Genomic DNA, 21248 nt, shown 5'->3' on the forward strand with positions numbered 1-21248 from the left:
ATGCTAGATGGCGGTCATAATAAAATTAGTAATATCGATTTGAACTATGTTCCCTTCCGGGAGTGTCTGGTTAATCAGATTCATAAGCTTGTTAGCCAACTGGTCTTTTCCCTTGGCACCAGTCAGGTCAGCCGGCTTCGTATCCGCCAGCGTTTTGATAATTATGGATTTAGCATTAAAATCTTTAATTTTGTCGAAGGCTACCTTAGTCTTGGAATTATTCATTTGAAATGCAAAATTCATGACTACAACATAGTTCGGGTCTGAAAGATTTGTCTTAACATCCTCCATCGTGCTAGTCACTTCAACGAGTTCATCCGCACTTAAGGTCTTCTTCTCTTCAGTCTTCGAAGCGGCATTAGTTGACGAGCTGCTGTTCTTGTTGTTGTTCATCGTCATTACCAGGTAGGCTGCCATCACGACCAGAATCAAAGCAAGCAGAATCGTGATTATCCATGGCGCCATTTTCTTCATAATAATTCCTCCGTTTGTTGCACTTTAATTGTTGCCGCATGGATGCCGATTTCCGAGTAGTACGTCTTCACCATCTGCACAATCTCGGCTGACTTCTCCAATACGATAAACCGTTTCCCTGTAACCAGTGTGATATAAGTATCGGGGGTTTCTTCAACGGTCTCAATCAACAGTGCGTTAAGCCACATGGGTGAACCGTTTAAACGTGTGACAGCAATCATGGCGACCCTCCATAAAAAGTTCCCGAAGGAGGGGGGTGCCCTCCCCCGGTACTTAAGATTAACGTTTCAGGTTAACTACTTCCTGCAGCACTTCATCGGAAGTGGTAATAATGCGGGAGTTAGCCTGGAAGCCGCGCTGAGCGACGATCATCTCGGTGAACTCACCAGTCAGGTCCACATTGGACATTTCCAGTTGTCCGGCTACAATTGCGCCGGTGCCTGTAGTTGAATCGTTAGCTACACCTGCGGTAGGGAAATCCACATTCGCATTTGGTGTGTAACGATACAAGCTTCCACCCATTTTCTCCAACCCTTCTGGATTCGTTACTTTTACAACGCCGATTTTGACATCGCCATTGGTGGTACCGTCATCCAGCTTCTGCTGAATCGTTCCATCCAGCCCGATGGTGAATGCAGTTGTGTTATCTTCGAGCTTGATCGGCTCCCCATCTGAATTGCATACCAGCATACCGTCCGAAGTAACCAGGTTTCTGGTAGCGTCCAGGTGAAAGTCACCAGCACGGGTGAGGTAGAAATCAGTTTGGGAACCCGTTAATTTCACTGCAAAGAAACCATCTCCATCAATACGCATATCAAGCGGGTTGTTGGTGGTCATCGCGCTCCCCCCGGTATGAAGGGTATCCACTGAACCGATGGAAGTACCAAGACCAATTTGTTTGGAGTTAACCCCACCCTTAGTTCCAGCTTCTGGAGTAGTAACCCCCGACACGGTCTGGCTCATAATATCTTTGAACATAACCCGGCCCGATTTAAAACCTACGGTATTTACGTTCGCAATATTGTTACCAATCACATCAAGCTTGGTTTGGAAACCGCGCATACCTGATACACCCGAATACATGGATCTTAACATTAAATAATTCCTCCTTAAGTGTTGGACCTTGTAAGCTGCTTCAGTCGATCGGCAGCTTAGCTTGGCTTCCGAATCCGGGCCAGCCAAGTCAGTTGACTATTGAATAATCACGGCACTATCGATTTGTGTAAAAACATTGTTTTTCATGCTGCTGCCATCCATGGCCGTAACTACAGTCCTGTTATTTACATTGACAATCAGCGCCATATCTTTCATAAGAATCAATGAATCTTTCGATCCTTTCGCAGCCGCGTTGTCAATGGCAGAGCCAATCTGCTCCAACTGTTCAGGTTTAAGCTTGATTCCCCGCTGTTCCAGCCGTTTGACGGCATGATTGCTGAACTTCACAATCTGGTCGTTCAGTAAATTCTGGAACGATACCTGCTGCTGTCCGCCACCCGTTGCCGGTTTGCTTCGCTGCAGCGTACTTGGCGGGATTTTGCCCGGGTATAAGCGCCCTACCGAAATCGGATCATTCATGATTGTCCCGACCCGTTGGCATTTGCTGCCGGTGTCGTCTCTTTTGCGTTGTTGATTTTGGTGATTTTGTCTATGGCCACTTCCTTATCGCCAACCTTAGCGTACTGTACACCGCCTCGGATCACGATGGAATCCACAGTCCCGCTGGACGTCGTGGTGGAGACGATCGGCTTTCCTGTCTCGATGTCATACTCGCCCATTTCAGTGCTGTCCAGCCAAGTTACCTCTTTACCGATTAACCCGGATAAGTTGCCAAGATTCTGATTCATGGCGGTTAACTGGCCCGAGATGTTCATCAGCTGCTCCACGGAAGTAAATTGCGCCATCTGGGCAATGAACTCCTTGTCCTCAAGAGGCTGCATCGGGTCCTGATTGCCAAGCTGGGTAACAAGAATTTTAAGGAACTGATCCTTGCCCATAGTCTGGTTGTTCTTGGTTGCGGCCTTTGCTACATTTTCCTTGGAATAATTGGGCCAAGTTACATTGGTCTGGGTGATGTCTGCCATGTTATGCCTCCTTTCTGTGTGATGGGTGCTGACTTATTATGCTCTGGCGACAAAAGAGCTTCCGTAATCCTCTTCCTTGGAACGGACTTCGCGGATCCACTCGTTCCACTCTTCGGTCATATCTGCAGCAGCAAGTGCATCTTCTCCTGTGGCTTCACGCTGTTTGCCGTTATTCTTCTGCTGGCCCGTGCCGCTTCCAGGTTGTCTTCCATCATGATACATATGGGAGGATAAAGACTGGTTCTGCGTAACCTCCAGCTTCTCGACCTGGATGCCTTGAGCTTGAAGCGCGGAGCGAAGCTGATTCATCTGCTGTTCCAGCGAATCCTTGGCAAAAGCATGCTCTGTTGCAAATTGGGCAATCAAATGTCCGTTTTGCATCGTAATCTTCACATCAACCTGACCCAAATGCTCAGGGAAAAGAGAAATGGTCGCTTCGGTCATTCCATGCTGCTTCACAAACTCCAGCTTGTTTACCACAAAGCCGCTCATTTCCTTGGCAAATTGCTCTACATGCACCGCCGCCTGCACGGGCTTGGCAAGCTGAACGCCGCTATCCTTCATCTGCAGCTGTCCTGCGGTTACAACGGCATTGGCATCCGTGGTTTTATCCACGCCTTCCGCAGCAGAGTCTTCTTCGGCAGAAGTCAAACTTTGCGCCTTAGCTGACACAGCATTAACGTTATCCGTTTTGTGAACCGCATTCTTGCTCATGTTCATGACAACAGCAGGTGCAGCCTGAGAATCCATATCAGAGCTGGTCTGGCCCTGCATGTTCGCATTCGCCGGGTCCTTTAAACCTTGGAGTACTTTAGAAAGATCAGCTGCTGTTATAGCTGGCCCAGTTAATGAGCTTGTCGCTTGAGTGCCAGTTCCCTGTTTCAATCCCGAATTCTGTGGCAGTACATTGCCAAGAGTTTGTAGAAGCGTCTGGATCTGTGGCAGATTTTTACCGGCGGTTTCCGGCTGCATTTGCATCTGCGCAAATAGCTGCTGCAAACCATCCTGAACAGCAAACCGCAAAGTTTCCGCATGCTGGGCAATAACCGGAAGTTCCTGATTCGAAGCATCAGATTCCCCACTGGCTGATTGATCACCTGCTGAGGCCATCTGCTGGATTAGACTCTGCAGCTGTTGAAGCCAGCCTTGGAGCATAGCCATCATAGATGGATCGGCAGCGATCGCCTCATCCAAACTATCAACTCCCTGAAGCAGGTCCGACAGCATTTGCAGTCCTGTATTCTGCGCCGCAGATTCAGAGTCACTCTGTCCAGCGGCATCTGTACCTAAGGACATCGTCCCCTGGGGACTGGCAGTGTTGGTCGCCTGAACAGGTACCGCTTGTCCGCCTAAGGCTCCAAGCAGCATTTGAACAAGTGTCTGATTAAAGGTAGGAGCTGCTCCCTGCGCTGGTTGATCACTGCCACCTGCTGCCTGGGCTGCCTTTCCAACTGCTTGACCTTGGGCTGACGCAGGTGCTGTATTTCCCATAGACGAATTCATAATTAAGCTCATGTAATTTTTCACCTCCTTTCAACAATTTGGATGTCTTGGATGATTTGTTATTTGGTCAACAGCTTATTCAATATCTTGGCTGCCCGGGTCTTATCCGCGTCGTTCATGGCTCCCAAAATTTTGGATCTGGAAGCATCATCCACCGATCTGAGAATTTTCAGTGTCTTATCGGGACTTGTCTTATCCGTCTCAAGCAGAAGCTTGGCGGCGCTATCTGGTGTCATTGCAGCAAACGTCTTGCCGATTTGGTCATCCGTGAGTCCGGTTGTGCTCTTAGCTGTGGTGTCTGTAGTATTGGCTGCATCCTTCTTCAATCTCGATTGAAGCGCTGCGATGGCCATGTCCTCTGACGGCTTGACATCTTTAAGCAGAATGGAGACATCAGCCGCCTTCTGAGGATCCATCTTCTCCAAGATCGCTGCCTTGCTCTCATTGCTCATGACCGAAAGCATTTGAACCGTCTCTTCGGTTGTCAAATTATTTAGAATCGCTGCGGCTTTGCCTGGATTCATAGATCCATACAGATTAGCCAGCTTTTTCACTTCTTTGTCATAATCACTGGCCTGCTTAACAGCCTCTTCGGCCTTTTTATCGCTGACCGACTGATTCGCTTCGTCCAGTTTGGCCTGAAGCTCCTTAACCTTATCTGCCTGGGCTTTCGCCTCGTCGTTAGCTTTCTTGAGATTCGCATCCTTCTCGGATACCTGCTCTTTGAGTCCTTTGATTGTTTCCTCTGAGCTTTCTGCCTGTTTCGCACTGGTGCTCGGATCAGGAATCCAGTCCTTCACAATTGGAATACTGTTGCCGATTCTAAGAAATTCATTCTTAAAGTTCACATTAAACAGGGTCAGCAGAACTCCAACCAGAACCACAGTGAACAGAATCGGCGTAACGATAAACAGAAATTTTGCAAAGCCTCTGCCGCCGGATTCCTTCTCCTCTTCTTCTACTACCACTTTTGCCAACTCTATCCCTCCTTTACCTGAGTCAAGTCTGCCCGTCTTACCGGGCTTTCATGGCAAAGCGGACGGTGGCCATCTCGTCGAGCTCATTTTGTTCCCGGAGCAGGATCTGCTGCTCAAATGCGGTTTTCGCTTTTTCTTTTGCCTTGAGCCACACCTTCTCGTCGAGCAGCCGGGAGCTTAACTGCGATTTCTTGTGTTCCACATTGATCTCAGCACTTTCGATATCCTCAAGCTTCTTCTTAATGCATCGGTCCAAATGCTCCACATAACGCTGCAGCTCCTGCAGCCGAAGCATCGAGGATCCGCCTTCCGACAGCATGGCCTCATTCGCTCTTGCCTTGTCTTCCATCAGTTGCTCCAAAGTGCGCTGTTCGGCTTGAAGTTCACCAATCGCTGCGGACAGCATCCATTCCGCTTGAGTCTTCTCATTCGATTTCAAATCGACCACTTTCTGATACATATACTTGAAATTCATGTTTTACGGTCATCTCCCCACAAATTCTGAAATCAAACGTTCCACAGATTCCTCAAGCGTAACTTTCTCATGCACCTTTTGTTTGGTGAAATCCCATATACTCTGAATCGCATCAATGGATTCATCGATTTCCGCGTTCGAGCCCCTTTGGTAAGCACCGATGTTAATCAAGTCCTCTGAATCCTTGTAGACCGACATTAGACGTTTCAGATTGTCGGCCGCCTCGATTTGATCCTCAGGAGAGATATCCTTCATCACCCGACTGATGCTTGCAAGAATATCAATCGCCGGGAAGTGGCCTTTGTTCGCAATATTCCGGTTGAGTACAATATGCCCGTCAAGGATCCCCCGCACAGCGTCAGCGATAGGCTCATTCATATCGTCCCCATCGACCAGAACCGTGTAAAAGGCAGTAATCGAACCCGTCGGCCCAGTTCCCGCTCTCTCCAACAGCTTCGGCAGCGCCGCAAAAACGGATGGTGTGTATCCACGCATCGCCGGAGGCTCGCCGATTGCAAGCCCAACCTCACGAAGCGCCATCGCATACCGGGTCACCGAATCCATCATAAGCATGACGTTCATTCCCCGGTCACGGAAGTACTCAGCGATGGTCGTTGCAATGAGGGCACCCTTCATCCGGATCAGAGCAGGCTGGTCGGACGTGGCCACAATCACCACGGACCTTTCCAGACCCTCCGGTCCGAGATCACGTTCAATGAAGTCCAGCACCTCGCGACCGCGTTCTCCAATTAACGCGATAACATTGACATCCGCTGAAGTGTTTCTCGCAATCATGCCCATCAAGGTACTCTTTCCCACCCCAGAGCCGGCAAAAATACCTACACGCTGTCCTTTGCCTATAGTCAGCAGCCCGTCGATCGCCCGGACTCCGATGCTGATCGGATCTTTGACCCTGGGCTTGTTAAGAGGGTTGGTTGGCTTGTTATACGTAGAATAATGACCCATTCTGGAAGGCAGCATGGAACCGTCAAGCGGTTGTCCAAGACCATCCAGCACTTTTCCCAGCAGTTCGGAACCGACTTGAACACTCAGCGGTTTGCCAGTCCCTACCACATCACAGCCTGGACCAATGGACTGCAGTTCCCCAAGTGGCATAAGCAGCACTTTATTGTCCCGGAAGCCGACTACCTCAGCCTGAAGCGGGACAGAAGATTTCGTCGGATAGATGTAACAAACATCCCCAATGCTGGCGTCAGGGCCTTCAGACTCAACCATCAGCCCAATGACCTGGGTTACCTTCCCGTTAACTCTTACGGGATCCAACTGCTTCAAGTGTTCGATATACCGGTCGGAATTAAGCTTCTTCATGCTGCTGTCCCCGCTCATCTCCCTGGAGTGAAATCCGCATCAGCTCTTTCTTAATCTCGGTGAGCTGGGTATCAATTCTTGCGTCGATGCTTCCGAATGAGGAGCGGATTACACATCCACGATCCTTCACCGTTGAATCCGGAAGAATCTGCAGTTCGGCCTGGGAATCAATCGCAAGACTCAGTTCCTCGCGGGCGCTCTGGATAAAGTTGAACTGTGACGGAGCCACACACAGGGTCAGAATGCCCTGATCCCGCTTCCTTGCCAAACTTCTCCTAATCAGATCCATCATATAATCAGGCTCCAGACTAAGCTGTTTCTCAATGACCTTCTCGGCAATCGAAGTGCTGAGATCGACGAGGAATGGTTCGGCTTCCTGAATGATCTGCTCTTTGGCCTGATAGGCCTGCTCCAGAACACTGCGAGCCTCTTCCATCATGCCGTTAATTTCCGCCTCAAGTGAGCTTAACGCATGTTCCTTGCCTTCCTCATACCCTTGATTGAATCCTTCTGCCTTCACAGCCTCGACCAAATGCTCATCCTGCTCCCTGCGTTCCTGCCACCAAAGCTCAATCTGTTCTTTGGCTTCAGCAAGAATCCGCTCCGCTTCCTCCGACGCTTCCCGAATTTGTCTTTCCGCAAATTCCTTGGCATCGTTCAGCATTACTCTGCGGGTTTCCTCGGCTTCCTCATTCTTCAGGCGGTTCAGCTCAGCCGCATAGGAATACGGCTGACTGTCCACGGAATCCTGATCCGCCGGATGCGGGTAATGCTTGGATAGATCAAGCTGCTTCAGCATCTCGACAGGAACGTACTGAGTAGATTTGATCAGATTAGACAATGATGTCATCTCCTCCGCCACGGGCGATTATGATTTCACCTGATTCTTCAAGTCTGCGGATCGTTGCTACAATTCGGGTCTGAGCTTCCTCAACGTCACGCAGCCTTACAGGGCCCATATATTCCATTTCTTCCTTAAACGTATCCGACATCCGCTTCGACATGTTGCGGAATACAGCTTCCCGAACCTCTTCACTTGCCACTTTAAGCGCAAGCTGCAAATCCGCGTTCTCGATATCCCGGATAATACGTTGAATAGAACGGTTGTCCACGTTGACGATGTCCTCGAATACGAACATCCGCTTCTTGATTTCTTCCGCAAGCTCTGGGTCCTGGATTTCCAGAGAATCCAGAATAGTCCGCTCGGTTCCGCGGTCTACACCGTTCAGAATCTGAACGATCGATTCGATACCGCCTGCGCTTGTGTAATCCTGAGTTACCGTTGCCGACAGTTTTTGCTCCAGCACACGCTCAACCTGAGCAATAACCTCCGGTGAAGTACTATCCATCACAGCGATCCTGCGGGCCACTTCTGCTTGTTTCTCCTGAGGTAGAGAAGATAAAATGACAGCAGCCTGTTCAAATTGCAAATAAGATAAAACTAATGCTATAGTTTGAGCGTTCTCATTTTGTATAAAGTTCAAAATCTGGTTCGGCTCAGCCTTGCGGGCAAAATCGAAAGGTCTTACCTGCAGCGTGGCCGTCAGTCTGTTGATAATATCGTAAGCTTTCTGTGTGCCCAGTGCTTTCTCCAGAATCTCTTTGGCGTAATTGATACCACCTTGGGAGATGTATTCCTGAGCCATGCAGATTTGATGGAACTCAGCAAGGATCATTTCCTTCTCTGTACTGCTAACGTTACGAACGTTCGCAATTTCGAGAGTCAGCTGTTCGATTTCATCATCACGCAGATGTTTGAAGATTTGGGCGGAGACCTCCGGTCCCAGTGAGATCAGAAGCAAGGCCGCCTTCTGTCTCCCGTTCATTCCTTGATTAAGTGTTTTTGACATTACGCTCACCTCTATTCATCAGCCAGCCAGGTCCGAAGTAGGTTGACGAACTCATCCGGCTTTTTCTTCGCCAACGTTTCCAGTTGTTTGCGAACATGATTTTCGTTAGTAACAGATTCCAAATTAATGGACGGAAACTCTGTTGGCATGGCAAGAGGAACATCTTCTTCGATCTCTTCTTCCTGATTGGCCCGGCGGCGCCGATAAATTAAGTATCCGATTCCTGCTCCGGCGAGAAGAAGAGCTGCACCTATGCCCCATACGATCGGGCTTGACCAGCTTAAACCACTGGCTGTTGCGGCGTCTGTACCAAATGCTTGCGAGAAGACCGAAACTTTTTTTATCAAATCAGCGTCTGTATAAGTAATACCAGAATCAGCCAAATATGAGGCTACAATATTCTTAAGTACATTTTGGATCGCATCCCGGGTAGTCGTATCCAAAGAATTTTTCCCGGCAGGTGGTTCAACCATCACATTAATGGTTAAATCTTTTACAGTATAGGGACTTTGCACAATTTCCTTGCTAATTCGGTTAACCTCATAGTTGATTGTTGATGTGCTTTCATCTGATGAGGTATTCGAGGAACTTGAAGTTCCAGGATAAGCCGGTACGTCTGTTTGACCCGTTCCTGCAACCCCTCCGTTGGGGCTGCCTTGACCTGTGTAACTCTTCTGGATCTTCTGAGCACTGATCTCGATCCCTTTCATGTTCTCCGTATCTACCGGAGTCACCAGATTTTCTTTCTGGCTCACTTGGTCGAAATTCAGCTTGGAAGCCACTAGAACGTTTACTTTGTCAGGTCCTGTAAGCTTTAAAAGAAACTGTTGGACGCTTTGGCGCACATCGTTTTCAAATTTCTTCTGAAGCTGCATATTCTCCTGCACGGCTCCGGTCAGGCTGCCCGCCTTACCGCCTTTTCCTGTGGCAAGAAGCTCATTCTCGTCACTGCTGGTCACCGTGATATTATCAATCGGCAGATTAGGAACCGCGGTTTTAATCAAGTTATAATAACCGTCTACCGCGCTCTGATCAGGGCGAAAACCTGGTTTGAAACTCAGCACTACAGATGCTGAAGCCTTCTCCTGCTCATCCGGGCTTGCAAACACGTTTTCGGCAGGAAGGTTGATTAACACCTTTGCCCCGCTTACTCCCTGCATGTTGGTGAGCAGCTGTTCGACTTCACCGTTTAAGGCAGTCTTATACTTTACATTAAACTCATTGTCCGTCATTCCAATCGGAGATGAGCTTGATCCGAACGTCCCGGCGAAGCCGATGGATCCGTTCTTCACAATTCCCTGTGAGCCGACATCCACTTTGGCACGGGCAGCCTGTGTGCTTGGCACTGAGATACTCTTGCCATCCGCGCTCAGCTGGTACGGAATTTTACTTGTCTCTAGGTAATTAATAATCCCTGCTGCATCCGTTGAATCCAGATTAGTAAATGCTACCTCATATTGAGTCTTCGAGAACTGCATCGTGAGTAGAATGATGGCTAGCAGAATGATGGAAACGGTAGATATTAATAGGATTTTTTGTTTTTTGGTAAAATGGTTCCAGTACTGGCTTATTTTATCTCTGTACTGGGCAATTCTCTCATTCACATCGTCACCTCATCCGAAACTTTTGCTAAATTGAATTACATTTGCGTTCGCATAATCTCCTGGTAAGCTTCAATCACCTTGTTACGGACCTGCGAAGTAAGCTGTAAACTCAATAGAGCTTGTTCAGAGGCGATCATGACCTGATCTACGTCGACTTGGCCTGTAAGATACTTATCTCCCATCTTCTGGGCGTTTTGTTCTTGATTGGCGACACCGTCTATGGCGTCTTTGAGGAAGGATCCAAAGTCCTTGACCGTCTCTGATGGAGTAGCCGGTGTGGACTTTGCTTGGGGTTGGACTAGTTCCAGAGGCTTAATTGCACTTGCTACAGTATTCTGAATCATGTGACACTCTCCTAACCTGTTCTATTTTGTCTATTTCCCAATCTGCAGTGCTTTCGTTTCCATGGATTTAGAAGCATTTAGCGCGGTCACGTTAGCTTCATAAGAACGGGTTGCCGAGATCATGTCTACCATTTCTTTAAGTACGTCCACATTTGGCATATATACATAACCATCTTTATCCGCATCTGGACTCGAAGGATTATATACTGGCTTAAATGCTGTCTGGTCTTCCTGAATGGCGGTTACCTTTACACCTTGACCTACCTTGCTTTGTCCGTTCATAGCTGTATTCAACGTCTGCCCGAACTCGGTTTCGTTGGGACTCATCACTACCATCTTCCGGCGGTATGGGACTGCTTGACCATTTACCACCTGAGCCCGGGTGGTCTCCGCATTGGCAATATTCGAGGAAATTACATCCATCCGGAGCCTTTGGGCAGTTAGTGCTGAAGAACTAATTCCAAAGCTGTTGTTAAGTTTCAAATTTAAGCTCTCCCTTCCACGGCAGTTCGCATCATTTTGATTCTGCTGTTAAGCTGCTCAATGTATGCATTATATCTAAGCTGGTTCTCAGCGAGTGAGGACATCTCGGAGTCAATATCCACATTGTTCAGGTTGTTGTTCATAGAAGTCGATTGGTCTGTGGTGACTAGTGCATCAGGCACATTATTTACAGGACCGATTGCAAAATGCTTCGGATCTGTCTGTCTCCCCCGAAGAACCATTGTACCGTCTTCCATCTGACTTTGCAGCAAGCTCTCGAAAGAAACTTCAGATCTTTTGAAGTAGGGTGTATCCACATTGGCAATGTTGTTGGCAACAACACTTTGTCTAGTATTAGCTGCCTTCAGAGCCCCCTCCAATCGTTCGAATCCTGCACCATTTAATAACTGCACGTTAATGTCCCCCCAGATCGATGTAATCTTCATGTATATCTATTACCACATTCTATTACCATATTCTACGTCATTTTTCCTTTTTTTTCGACAAAATCATCTGAATTACTGCTATTTCTATTGGCCTATTATAACAAAACATCCAATAATGTCATATATCCTAAGTTTCGTAGAGAATGGCCTAGAATACAATGAGAAAAAAGCCCTATTTTTTTAAAAAATTTGGTAATTTAATATAATAATAGCTATAATTTATCGGAATTCTATCTTTATCGCTAATTTTTGACATATCTAGTCCTTCATTTTTCGGCAAAATAAAAACCGACCCTTTAGTCCTGAGTGCAGGACCTTGGTCGGTAACTTGCTTGTAAAAAAGAACTATAGTATATATTGACTCAAATCTCGGTCTTTGGCAATATCCCCTAGCTTTTCATTTACGTATTGCGGGGTAATTACCATTTTATCCAGGGTAAGTTCCGGAGCTTCAAAGCTCAGGTCCTCAAGCAGCTTCTCCAGGATCGTATGCAGTCTTCTCGCGCCGATATTCTCGGTGCTCGCATTCACTGAAGCCGCAATGCTGGCGATTTCCCGGATCGCTTCGCTGGAGAACTCAATCTCGATGTCCTCGGTCCGAAGCAGATCAATATACTGTTTGGTAAGCGCATTCTGCGGCTCGGTCAGTATAGATACAAAGTCCTCCAGGGACAAGCTGCTGAGCTCTACCCGGATTGGAAAACGCCCCTGAAGCTCGGGAATCAGATCCGAAGGCTTGGAGACATGAAAGGCACCGGCAGCGATAAACAGCACGTAATCCGTCTTGACGGGGCCATATTTGGTCATAATCGTGGAACCTTCCACGATTGGCAGAATATCACGCTGTACCCCTTCACGGGATACGTCTGGCCCCGAGCCCTGCCCACGGCTGGCCACCTTGTCGATTTCATCTATGAAGATAATGCCTGACTGTTCCGCACGGCTGATGGATTCCTGAACCACATCATCATGATCGATGAGCTTGTTAGCTTCCTCCTGCGTGAGGACTTTACGAGCTTCCTTAACGGTCAGCTTGCGGCGCTTGGTCCGTTTTGGCATGAGGGAGCCAAACATCTCCTGCATGTTCATTCCCATCTGGTCGTTGCCTTGGCCAGCGAACATATCCAGCATGTTAGGCGCATTGTCCTCCACATCGATCTCAACGGTATCATTCTCAAGCTGACCGGCCAGCAATTTGAATCTCACCTGTCTTCGCTTCTCGGCTACACCGCTCTCCACCTCAGAATCATCCTGGCTGCTTTGCGCCTGCGTCCCCCCCTGCTGATTTCCGAACAGCATCTCAAACGGATTGCGCTGGTTTTTGTTCTTGCTCGGAGACGGCACCAGAATTTGGACCAGCCGCTCGTTGGCAAGCTCCTCAGCTTTGTCTTTGACTTTCTCTGTACGCTCCTGCTTGACCATGCGGATGGACGTCTCAATCAAATCACGCACCATAGACTCCACATCACGGCCCACATAACCAACCTCGGTGAATTTTGTGGCTTCCACTTTGACAAAAGGCGCATTAACCAGCTTCGCCAGCCGGCGTGCAATCTCTGTCTTCCCCACCCCAGTCGGCCCGATCATGAGAATATTTTTGGGTACGATCTCGTCCCTGACATCTTCACCCAGCAGACTCCGGCGGTACCGATTGCGCAGAGCGACCGCCACCGATTTTTTGGCCTGCTTTTGGCCGACGATATACTTATCCAATTCAGCTACAATCTGTCTTGGGGTTAAAGCCTGATTTGTCATCGATTTCCCTCCCGGCTCTTCAAGTTCTTATAGTTCTTCGACGATGATGTTACCATTGGTGTACACACATATTTCCGAAGCCACCTTGAGCGACTCTCTAGCCATCTCCGAAGCGCTCAGACTCGCAGCGTGACGCTTAAGGGCCCGCGCCGCGGACAAGGCAAAGTTCCCCCCTGAACCGATTGCAAGCACGTCATCATCCGGTTCAATAATCTCTCCACCTCCGGATATGAGAAGCATACCGGTTTTGTCCATCACAATCATTAACGCCTCCAGCTTGCGCAGAACTCTATCCTGACGCCAGTCCTTGGCCAGCTCGACAGCAGCCCGCTGCAGGTTGCCGTGATGCTCCTCCAATTTTCCCTCAAACTTCTCGAATAGCGTAATGGCATCCGCCACGGAACCGGCAAATCCGGCCAATACCTGCCCCCGGTATAACCTTCTTACCTTCTTGGCCGTCTGTTTCATAATGACACTTTCACCAAAAGTAACCTGGCCATCTCCGGCTATCGCCCCTTGACCGTTATGGCGAACGGCACAAATCGTAGTTGCATGAAAAGACATTTCCATGGTTATCACCTCATCTTACTTTATGAGTACATGTATACTTTCAACACCGCAAAACAGATACACCGTCCTAATGAATTAGGACGGCAACCGGATAGTATTTATATGGATTGGCTAGTTATAAACTGCTCAAGGCTGTTCAGGGCCCGGCGGGCAAGCGCCTCATTCTTCTCGCTCTTCTTCCGGTATCTCCCCTCAAGCTTAGGGAATAGACCAAAATTGGCATTCATCGGCTGAAAATGTTTAAAGTCAGCGGTGGTGATATACCTCGCCATGCTGCCAAGGGTTGTATCCTCAGGGAATACAATCCCCTCCTGGTCACGTGCCGCTCTGGCCGCGTTGATGCCGGCAACAAGCCCGGAAGCCGCAGACTCCACATAACCCTCCACCCCAGTCATCTGACCGGCAAAAAACAGCGTAGGCCGCTTCATGGACTGATAGGTCGGCTCCAGCAAAGTAGGGGAATTTATAAATGTGTTGCGGTGCATTACACCATAGCGGACAAACTCTGCATTTTCCAGTCCAGGAATCATCGAGAATACCCGCTTCTGCTCGCCCCATTTCAGATGGGTCTGGAAGCCGACCAGATTGTACAGGGTTCCGGCGGCATTATCCTGACGGAGCTGCACAACCGCATGCGGAAGCGTCCCGGTATGCGGGTTAACCAGACCAACCGGCTTCATTGGACCGAACAAGGCCGTTTGCTTGCCGCGTCTCATCATGATCTCAATCGGCATGCAGCCCTCAAAGTAGATTTCCTTCTCGAATTCCTTGACTTGAGCCACTTCTGCCGAGATCAGGGCCTCATAAAAGGCATCGAACTCCTGCTCATTCATCGGACAGTTAAGATATGCCGCTTCCCCTTTATCATATCGGGAGGCCAGGTATACCTTATCCATATCAATGGAATCTTTCTCTACGATAGGAGCCGCAGCGTCATAGAAATAGAAATACTCCTCACCAGTCAACGCTTTGATCTGCTCGGATAAGGCAGGTGAGGTCAGCGGTCCTGTCGCGATCACCACAATCCCTTCAGAAGGAATTTCCTTGAGCTCCTCGTTCACGACTGTAACCAGCGGGTGCTCATGCAAAGTTCTTGTAATATCGCCGGAGAACCCATCCCGGTCTACCGCAAGCGCGCCGCCCGCGGGAACCGCATTCTTGTCGGCTGAGCTCAGCACCAGGGAATTCAGACGGCGCATCTCCTCCTTCAGAACACCCACAGCGTTGGTCAAGCCATTAGCCCGAAGTGAATTACTGCACACCAATTCAGCAAACTTGTCTGTATGGTGGGCCGGTGTCTTCACAACCGGGCGCATTTCATATAGAGTCACAGGGACACCGCGGCTGGCGATCTGCCAGGCTGCTTCGCTGCCTGCAAGACCGGCTCCAATCACGGTAACCCTTGTCTGATCTGTCAAATTCATAACCTCCTAGATAATTCCCAAGCCACCCACTAAGAGAAGTGTATGGTTACTCGGATGCTTCGTCTTCGTTGTCTTCCACAGCTTCAACATAGTCGCAACCCGTGCATTGAAGCTTGGTCCCCTGCTTGTTACGCTTCTCCACCAGCATGGAGCCGCATTTTGGACATGGCTTTGGTGACGGCTTATCCCAGGAGACGAAATCGCATTCCGGATAACGGTCACAGCCGTAGAACACACGCCCTTTCTTGCTTCGGCGTTCCACAACATGACCTTCCTTACATTTAGGACAGGTTACCCCGATGTCCTTAACGATCGGTTTGGTATTCCGGCAATCCGGGAAGCCCGAGCAGGCCAGGAACTTGCCAAATCTGCCAAGCTTGTAGACGAGCGGCTTCCCACACTTCTCACAGATCTCATCGGATACCTCATCCTCAATTTCGATCTCCTTCATCTCTTCCTCAGCGACCTCGAGTCTCTTCTCAAAAGACTCATAGAATTCACTGAGGACTCTGACCCAATCTTCCTCGCCCTCTTCCACATGGTCGAGATCCCCCTCCATATGAGCGGTGAACTCCACATCAAGGATTTCAGGGAAGAACTGCTCCATCTGCTCAATAACGAGCTCACCGAGTTCGGTTGGCATGAACTTCTTGTCCTCAATGGCCACATAACCGCGCTTCTGGATCGTCTCAAGTGTTGGAGCGTAGGTACTTGGACGTCCAATGCCAAGCTCCTCCAGCGTCTTCACCAAGCGTGCTTCCGTATATCTTGGAGGCGGCTGGGTGAAATGCTGCTTAGGTTCAATCTTCTCAGTCTTAAGATCATCTCCAGACTTTAGTGGTGGAAGGAACTTATCGTCATCTGTCGTTCCGTCGTCATTGCCTTCCACATATACCTTCATAAACCCGGGGAATCTCACCTTAGACCCGACAGCCCGGAAGGTTGCCTCCCCTGCGGCAATATCTACGGAAAGCGTATCCAGAACAGCCGAAGCCATCTGGCTGGCCATGAAACGTTCCCATACCAGCTTGTATAATCTATATTGATCTCTGCTCAAAAAAGATTTAATAGACTCTGGATCCCGAAGTGCGGATGTCGGCCGGATCGCTTCATGCGCTTCTTGCGCATTCGCCGCCTTCTTAGAATACTGGCGGGGTGATTCAGGAACGAATTGTTCGCCAAACTTACCTACAATATATTCCTTGGCCTCTTCCTGGGCGGAAACCGCTATACGTGTCGAGTCAGTACGCATATAGGTGATTAAACCAACGGTTCCTTCCTTGCCAAGCTCAACCCCCTCATACAGCTGCTGGGCAACCGACATGGTCTTGGAAGCGCGGAAGTTAAGCTTTCTCGCAGCCTCCTGCTGCATGGAGCTGGTGGTGAAGGGTGCCGAAGGATGGCGCAGACGCTCCTTCTCCTTAACTTCGCTAACCTTAAAAGAAGCTCCTTTAATGCTTTGAAGCACTTCATTGACCTGATCCTCATTAGACAGGTCCATCTTCTCTCCCTTGAAGCGGTGAAATTTCGCTTCAAAGGTGGTGCCGTCTATTTGCAGCAGAGCGGTTATGCTCCAGTATTCTTCCGGAACGAACTCGGAGATTTCATTCTCCCGGTCCAGAATAATCTTGACCGCAACCGATTGAACACGCCCGGCAGACAAGCCCTTCTTTACCTTTTTCCAAAGCAAGGGGCTGATCTTATATCCCACAAGACGGTCGAGAATACGCCGTGCCTGCTGGGCATTGACCAGATCCATATTAATCTTGCGCGGTGTCTTAAAGGCATCCTTGACCGCCTGTTTAGTAATCTCATTAAAGACGACCCTGCAGCTCTTGGATGCATCCACATCGAGCACATGCGCCAAATGCCAGGCAATCGCCTCTCCTTCGCGGTCGGGGTCAGCCGCCAGATAGATATTTTTAACTTTTTTGCTGGCATCCTTCAGTTCCTTCAATATAGAACCTTTGCCGCGGATCGTAATATATTTCGGGTTAAAATCATTCTCAACCTCTACACCGATTTGGCTCTTAGGCAAGTCCCGAACATGACCCATTGACGCTTTCACGATATATTTACTGCCTAAATACTTGCCGATCGTCTTCGCTTTCGCGGGCGACTCGACAATAACAAGTGAATCCGCCATAGGTTCATCCTCCTCTCAAAACAATAAACAACCACTTAAATCCATTCCATAGGGTACAAGCTCCGTAACATTACTAAATAAGAGTTAGAGGCTCAGCAGAGCCATGTGGGTGCATCTTATTTAAGTTCACACCATATATAGTTAAATTACGTAATCCTCACCTGTGTCTAAACTATATTAATTTGTAAATTGAACCAGGTAATTGCACAACCTGTTTTTTTATGATTAAAGATAACAGAACTGAGTGCAAAAGTCCAAAGTCCCAGCCTGTCGCCAACAGAAGGGCGTCGAAGCTTGCGCTCCCCTGCTCCAACATATGGTATATGCGCTGCTCCGGTTCTGTCAACTTGTTTCCTTCGTTCATACTAGCTAAGCCCGTCACATTCAACTGGTCCACTCTGCCGTATTCCTCCAGAATATCCTGAGCAGAAGTAACCATTTTGGCCCCCTGCTTAATCAGATTCAAGGTTCCGCAGCTCTTCGGCGAGGTGATTTGCCCCGGAACAGCAAAAACATCCCGGTTCGCTTCCATTGCCGCATCAGCAGTGATCAGCGATCCACTCCGGACATCGGCTTCAACGACCAAGGTCCCGCGGGTAAGTCCCGCAATAATGCGGTTCCGCTGGGGAAATAATCCCGGATGAGGAGGCGTTCCAATAGGATATTCTGACACAATCAGCCCCTTCTCCGCAACTCTCCGGTATAACCCGCTATGCTCGGGAGGGTAAGCCTTGTCAATCGCAGTCCCCAGCACAGCAATTGTCGGACCTCCGCAGCGGAGTGCCGAGTCATGGCATACCCCGTCGATTCCTCTTGCCAGTCCGCTGACAACCGTCACCCCACTATGACATAAATCGGCAGCCAGCTGCTCCGCCACCTTGCGGCCATAAGCAGTCGGCACCCGGGTTCCGACCATGGCTATGGAGAAGGAGGACAGCAGTTCTCTGCGCCCAAGCAAGTACATAACCCAAGGAGGTCTGCTGCTTTCCTTCATTAACATAGGATAATCTTCATCCAAACAGGTGATCCAGTCTATTCCTTTATTACGCAGCTGCTGCTCTCTTTGTTCCATCCATTCGTTAGTGAAATTTTCTGTCATCCGCTTCGCCTGTACTTCCGTCAGTCCTGAGTGAACCCAATCCCGGGCCGAAAATTCTGCCGCATGCTCCCAATCCTGGTTCCCCAATAATATTTTCTCAATACTTCTCCATCCGAGCCCTGCGCTCTCATGCAGTCCAAGCAGTATCCTTCTTCTATTTAGTTTCATCCTAAGCTCCTTCCTTCTATTAAACACAGCAGTCAGCCCAATAATTCGTATTTATGTAAAAAAGCAACCTCTCTCTCCAGAAGGAGAAAAAGGTTGCTTACCTTAAAAGACCAAACTCTATGATTCGTGACCCGTTATACAGGGTATTCAACCATATCGCGTGGCAATCTTATCTTAGTGTGTTGTGCACTGGCTGAGAAGCCCGCGCTCTTCAAGAACACTGACCAAAGTGGAGCCCATCTCCGCTGGAGTTGGAGCCACCTTGATGCCGCAGGATTCAAGCTTCTCGATCTTCTCTTTGGCCGTTCCTTTGCCACCGGAAATAATCGCACCCGCATGGCCCATGCGTTTGCCTGGAGGCGCGGTCACTCCGCCAATGAATCCGACAACTGGTTTCTTCATGTTGTCACGAACCCACTCAGCAGCCTCCTCTTCAGCTGTACCCCCAATTTCACCGATCATGATTACAGCATAGGTGTCCGGATCCTCGTTGAACCGGGACAGGATATCGATGAACTCCGAGCCCTTAACCGGGTCACCACCGATACCTACCGCCGAGGACTGTCCAATCCCGCGGGTAGTAAGCTGGTGAACGGCTTCATAAGTTAAGGTCCCGCTTCTGGATACTACGCCAACATGACCCGGCGTATGGATGTATCCAGGCATGATTCCGATCTTGCATTCGCCAGGAGTAATCACTCCAGGACAGTTCGGTCCGATCAGAACAGTCTTCTTGCCTTCCATGTAACGTTTAACCTTAACCATATCGAGTACAGGAATACCTTCTGTTATACAGATGACCAGTTCCATCTCCGCATCCACAGCTTCCATAATGGAATCTGCGGCATAAGCTGGCGGCACATAGATCACGTGTGCGGTTGCTCCTGTAGCCGCCTTGGCTTCACGAATCGAGTTGAAGATCGGCAGGGTTACCGTCTCGCCATTCTCAAGGGTGATATCCAGGCTTGTACCGCCTTTGCCCGGAGTTACGCCGCCGACCATCTGCGTGCCGTATTCAAGCCCCCCTCTTGTATGGTAAAGACCGGTTGCTCCCGTAATACCTGAGGTGGTAACTTTTGTATTTTTATCGACCAAAATACTCATATCCAAAGCCTCCTTCTAAATTCCGTATTATGATACGAGCTCTACGATCTTGCGGGCTCCATCAGCCATGGAATCCGCAGAGACGATAGCAAGTCCCGATTCAGCCAAGATTTTTTTGCCGAGTTCAACATTGGTGCCTTCGAGTCTGACCACAAGCGGACGGTCCAAGGACACCTGCTTCGCGGCTTCAACAATCCCTTCTGCAATAACATCACAGCGCATGATTCCGCCGAAGATATTAACAAAGATCCCCTTCACCTTGCTGTCAGACAGGATGATCTTGAAAGCTTCCGTAACTTTCTCAGCCGTCGCACCGCCCCCAACATCCAGGAAGTTGGCAGGGTCTCCGCCGTAATATTTAATAATATCCATCGTTGCCATGGCAAGGCCAGCACCATTAACCATACAGCCGATATTGCCATCAAGCGCAATGTAGCTCAGGTCAAATTTAGATGCTTCGATCTCCTTGGCATCTTCCTCTTCCAGATCGCGGAGCGCCAGAATGTCCTTGTGGCGGAACAGCGCATTGGAATCAAAGTTAAGCTTCGCATCCAGGGCCATAACCTCACCGTCGCCTGTTACGACAAGCGGATTGATCTCGGCGATGGAGCAGTCTTTTTCTATAAATGCCGTATAAAGGGCCTGCATAAACTTCACAGCTTTGCCCACAAGTTCATTAGGAATATTGATAGCATAAGCCAATCTGCGGGCTTGGAACGTCTGAAGTCCTACAGCCGGGTCCACAACTTCCTTGAAAATTTTCTCCGGTGTCGCAGCTGCAACTTCTTCAATCTCCGTGCCGCCTTCTTCCGACGCCATCAGGACTACACGGCCTGTAGCACGATCAACGACCACGCCGACATAATATTCTTTACGGATGTCACAGCCCTGCTCAATCAAGAGACGCTTGACTTCCTTACCTTCCGGTCCAGTCTGGTGGGTTACCAGCACCTTGCCGAGAATTTCACTTGCGTAGGTCCGCACTTCATCCAAATTTTTGGCTACTTTGACACCGCCGGCTTTACCGCGGCCACCTGCATGAATTTGAGCTTTGACCACGACCACTGGGCTGCCCAGTGCTTCGGCTGCTTCCACGGCTTCATCCACCGTAAATGCCACCCGTCCTTGCGGAACGGTCACTCCATATTGCTTTAGGACTTCTTTTCCTTGATATTCATGGATATTCACTCTAGAATCCTCCTATCAACGGGCGGTTATTAAGGGTACGAAAATTCCATATAATTTCAAACCCACAATATTGTATCATGTTTTTAAAACGCTTTCCTTAAAAAGTTCATAAATTCTACACTGTTTTTGATATCGGTTTCATCGCGTGTTGAGAATGATTTAAGACTTTTTTTCTATTCGTATTCCTGGTTCCATAGTACAATGTGCTTAGGAAATCTCTTCTATAAG

At 49.0% G+C, this 21248-nt stretch carries 22 protein-coding genes; all 22 read right to left on the reverse strand.

The features are described 5' to 3' along the window. Window positions 1-3 precede the first annotated feature (3 nt). Window positions 4-474, reverse strand: a complete 471-nt coding sequence (locus BN6628_RS16550) for a flagellar basal body-associated FliL family protein (protein ID WP_068619331.1) — start codon at window positions 472-474, stop codon at window positions 4-6. Further along, entirely contained in the window at window positions 471-695 is a 225-nt protein-coding gene (locus BN6628_RS16555) for a flagellar FlbD family protein (RefSeq protein ID WP_068619333.1), read from the reverse strand. The genes BN6628_RS16550 and BN6628_RS16555 overlap by 4 nt, the downstream gene beginning before the upstream one ends. A gap of 58 nt (window positions 696-753) precedes the next feature. Then, window positions 754-1569 carry a flagellar basal body rod protein FlgG gene (flgG, locus tag BN6628_RS16560; protein ID WP_068619335.1) on the reverse strand — a complete coding sequence of 272 codons (816 nt, stop codon included), beginning with the start codon at window positions 1567-1569 and terminating at the stop codon, window positions 754-756. Between the two features lie 96 nt (window positions 1570-1665). Further along, on the reverse strand, window positions 1666-2049 hold the full coding sequence (locus BN6628_RS16565; RefSeq protein WP_068619337.1) for a TIGR02530 family flagellar biosynthesis protein: 384 nt from the start codon (window positions 2047-2049) through the stop codon (window positions 1666-1668). Next, window positions 2046-2555 carry a flagellar hook capping FlgD N-terminal domain-containing protein gene (locus tag BN6628_RS16570; RefSeq protein WP_068619339.1) on the reverse strand — a complete coding sequence of 170 codons (510 nt, stop codon included), beginning with the start codon at window positions 2553-2555 and terminating at the stop codon, window positions 2046-2048. The genes BN6628_RS16565 and BN6628_RS16570 overlap by 4 nt, the downstream gene beginning before the upstream one ends. Before the next feature lie 36 nt (window positions 2556-2591). Further along, window positions 2592-4070 (reverse strand): flagellar hook-length control protein FliK, encoded by a 1479-nt coding sequence (locus BN6628_RS16575; protein WP_068619342.1) that lies wholly within the window; start codon window positions 4068-4070, stop codon window positions 2592-2594. 47 nt (window positions 4071-4117) lie between these two features. Beyond that, on the reverse strand, window positions 4118-5026 hold the full coding sequence (locus BN6628_RS16580; RefSeq protein WP_316245823.1) for a MotE family protein: 909 nt from the start codon (window positions 5024-5026) through the stop codon (window positions 4118-4120). A gap of 46 nt (window positions 5027-5072) precedes the next feature. Further along, window positions 5073-5510, reverse strand: coding sequence for a flagellar export protein FliJ (gene fliJ, locus BN6628_RS16585; protein WP_068619346.1), 438 nt, complete (start codon window positions 5508-5510; stop codon window positions 5073-5075). Between the two features lie 9 nt (window positions 5511-5519). After that, complete coding sequence (gene fliI, locus BN6628_RS16590; protein ID WP_068619348.1) at window positions 5520-6839, reverse strand: flagellar protein export ATPase FliI; 1320 nt, start codon at window positions 6837-6839, stop codon at window positions 5520-5522. Continuing rightward, window positions 6826-7680 (reverse strand): FliH/SctL family protein, encoded by an 855-nt coding sequence (locus BN6628_RS16595; RefSeq protein ID WP_068619350.1) that lies wholly within the window; start codon window positions 7678-7680, stop codon window positions 6826-6828. The genes fliI and BN6628_RS16595 overlap by 14 nt, the downstream gene beginning before the upstream one ends. Further along, window positions 7673-8689 carry a flagellar motor switch protein FliG gene (fliG, locus tag BN6628_RS16600; RefSeq protein ID WP_068619352.1) on the reverse strand — a complete coding sequence of 339 codons (1017 nt, stop codon included), beginning with the start codon at window positions 8687-8689 and terminating at the stop codon, window positions 7673-7675. Before fliG ends, BN6628_RS16595 begins: the two co-directional genes overlap by 8 nt. A gap of 11 nt (window positions 8690-8700) precedes the next feature. Next, window positions 8701-10293, reverse strand: a complete 1593-nt coding sequence (gene fliF, locus BN6628_RS16605) for a flagellar basal-body MS-ring/collar protein FliF (RefSeq protein ID WP_068619354.1) — start codon at window positions 10291-10293, stop codon at window positions 8701-8703. 35 nt (window positions 10294-10328) lie between these two features. Further along, the gene (gene fliE / locus BN6628_RS16610; protein ID WP_068619356.1) at window positions 10329-10637 is read right to left on the reverse strand and encodes a flagellar hook-basal body complex protein FliE; all 309 of its coding nucleotides are present in this window, start codon (window positions 10635-10637) and stop codon (window positions 10329-10331) included. Between the two features lie 30 nt (window positions 10638-10667). Next, complete coding sequence (flgC, locus tag BN6628_RS16615) at window positions 10668-11120, reverse strand: flagellar basal body rod protein FlgC (RefSeq protein ID WP_068619357.1); 453 nt, start codon at window positions 11118-11120, stop codon at window positions 10668-10670. A 2-nt stretch (window positions 11121-11122) separates the two neighbouring features. Further along, window positions 11123-11533, reverse strand: a complete 411-nt coding sequence (gene flgB, locus BN6628_RS16620; RefSeq protein ID WP_068619359.1) for a flagellar basal body rod protein FlgB — start codon at window positions 11531-11533, stop codon at window positions 11123-11125. A gap of 378 nt (window positions 11534-11911) precedes the next feature. Beyond that, a complete protein-coding gene (hslU, locus tag BN6628_RS16625; protein ID WP_068619361.1) occupies window positions 11912-13321 on the reverse strand; it encodes an ATP-dependent protease ATPase subunit HslU in 1410 nt (469 codons plus the stop codon). Between the two features lie 27 nt (window positions 13322-13348). Next, window positions 13349-13891, reverse strand: coding sequence for an ATP-dependent protease subunit HslV (hslV, locus tag BN6628_RS16630; RefSeq protein ID WP_068619363.1), 543 nt, complete (start codon window positions 13889-13891; stop codon window positions 13349-13351). Between the two features lie 98 nt (window positions 13892-13989). Continuing rightward, window positions 13990-15315: a methylenetetrahydrofolate--tRNA-(uracil(54)-C(5))-methyltransferase (FADH(2)-oxidizing) TrmFO gene (gene trmFO / locus BN6628_RS16635; protein ID WP_392397644.1), complete on the reverse strand. Its 1326-nt coding sequence runs from the start codon at window positions 15313-15315 to the stop codon at window positions 13990-13992. A 46-nt stretch (window positions 15316-15361) separates the two neighbouring features. Next, window positions 15362-17461 carry a type I DNA topoisomerase gene (gene topA, locus BN6628_RS16640; RefSeq protein ID WP_068619368.1) on the reverse strand — a complete coding sequence of 700 codons (2100 nt, stop codon included), beginning with the start codon at window positions 17459-17461 and terminating at the stop codon, window positions 15362-15364. Between the two features lie 172 nt (window positions 17462-17633). Further along, window positions 17634-18728 carry a DNA-processing protein DprA gene (gene dprA / locus BN6628_RS16645; RefSeq protein WP_068619370.1) on the reverse strand — a complete coding sequence of 365 codons (1095 nt, stop codon included), beginning with the start codon at window positions 18726-18728 and terminating at the stop codon, window positions 17634-17636. A 174-nt stretch (window positions 18729-18902) separates the two neighbouring features. Further along, window positions 18903-19832 carry a succinate--CoA ligase subunit alpha gene (sucD, locus tag BN6628_RS16650; protein WP_068619372.1) on the reverse strand — a complete coding sequence of 310 codons (930 nt, stop codon included), beginning with the start codon at window positions 19830-19832 and terminating at the stop codon, window positions 18903-18905. A 27-nt stretch (window positions 19833-19859) separates the two neighbouring features. Next, the gene (gene sucC, locus BN6628_RS16655; RefSeq protein ID WP_068619374.1) at window positions 19860-21020 is read right to left on the reverse strand and encodes an ADP-forming succinate--CoA ligase subunit beta; all 1161 of its coding nucleotides are present in this window, start codon (window positions 21018-21020) and stop codon (window positions 19860-19862) included. Between the last annotated feature and the right edge of the window lie 228 nt (window positions 21021-21248).

This window comes from Paenibacillus tuaregi, from assembly GCF_900086655.1.
In the GTDB taxonomy this organism is placed as follows: domain Bacteria; phylum Bacillota; class Bacilli; order Paenibacillales; family Paenibacillaceae; genus Fontibacillus; species Fontibacillus tuaregi.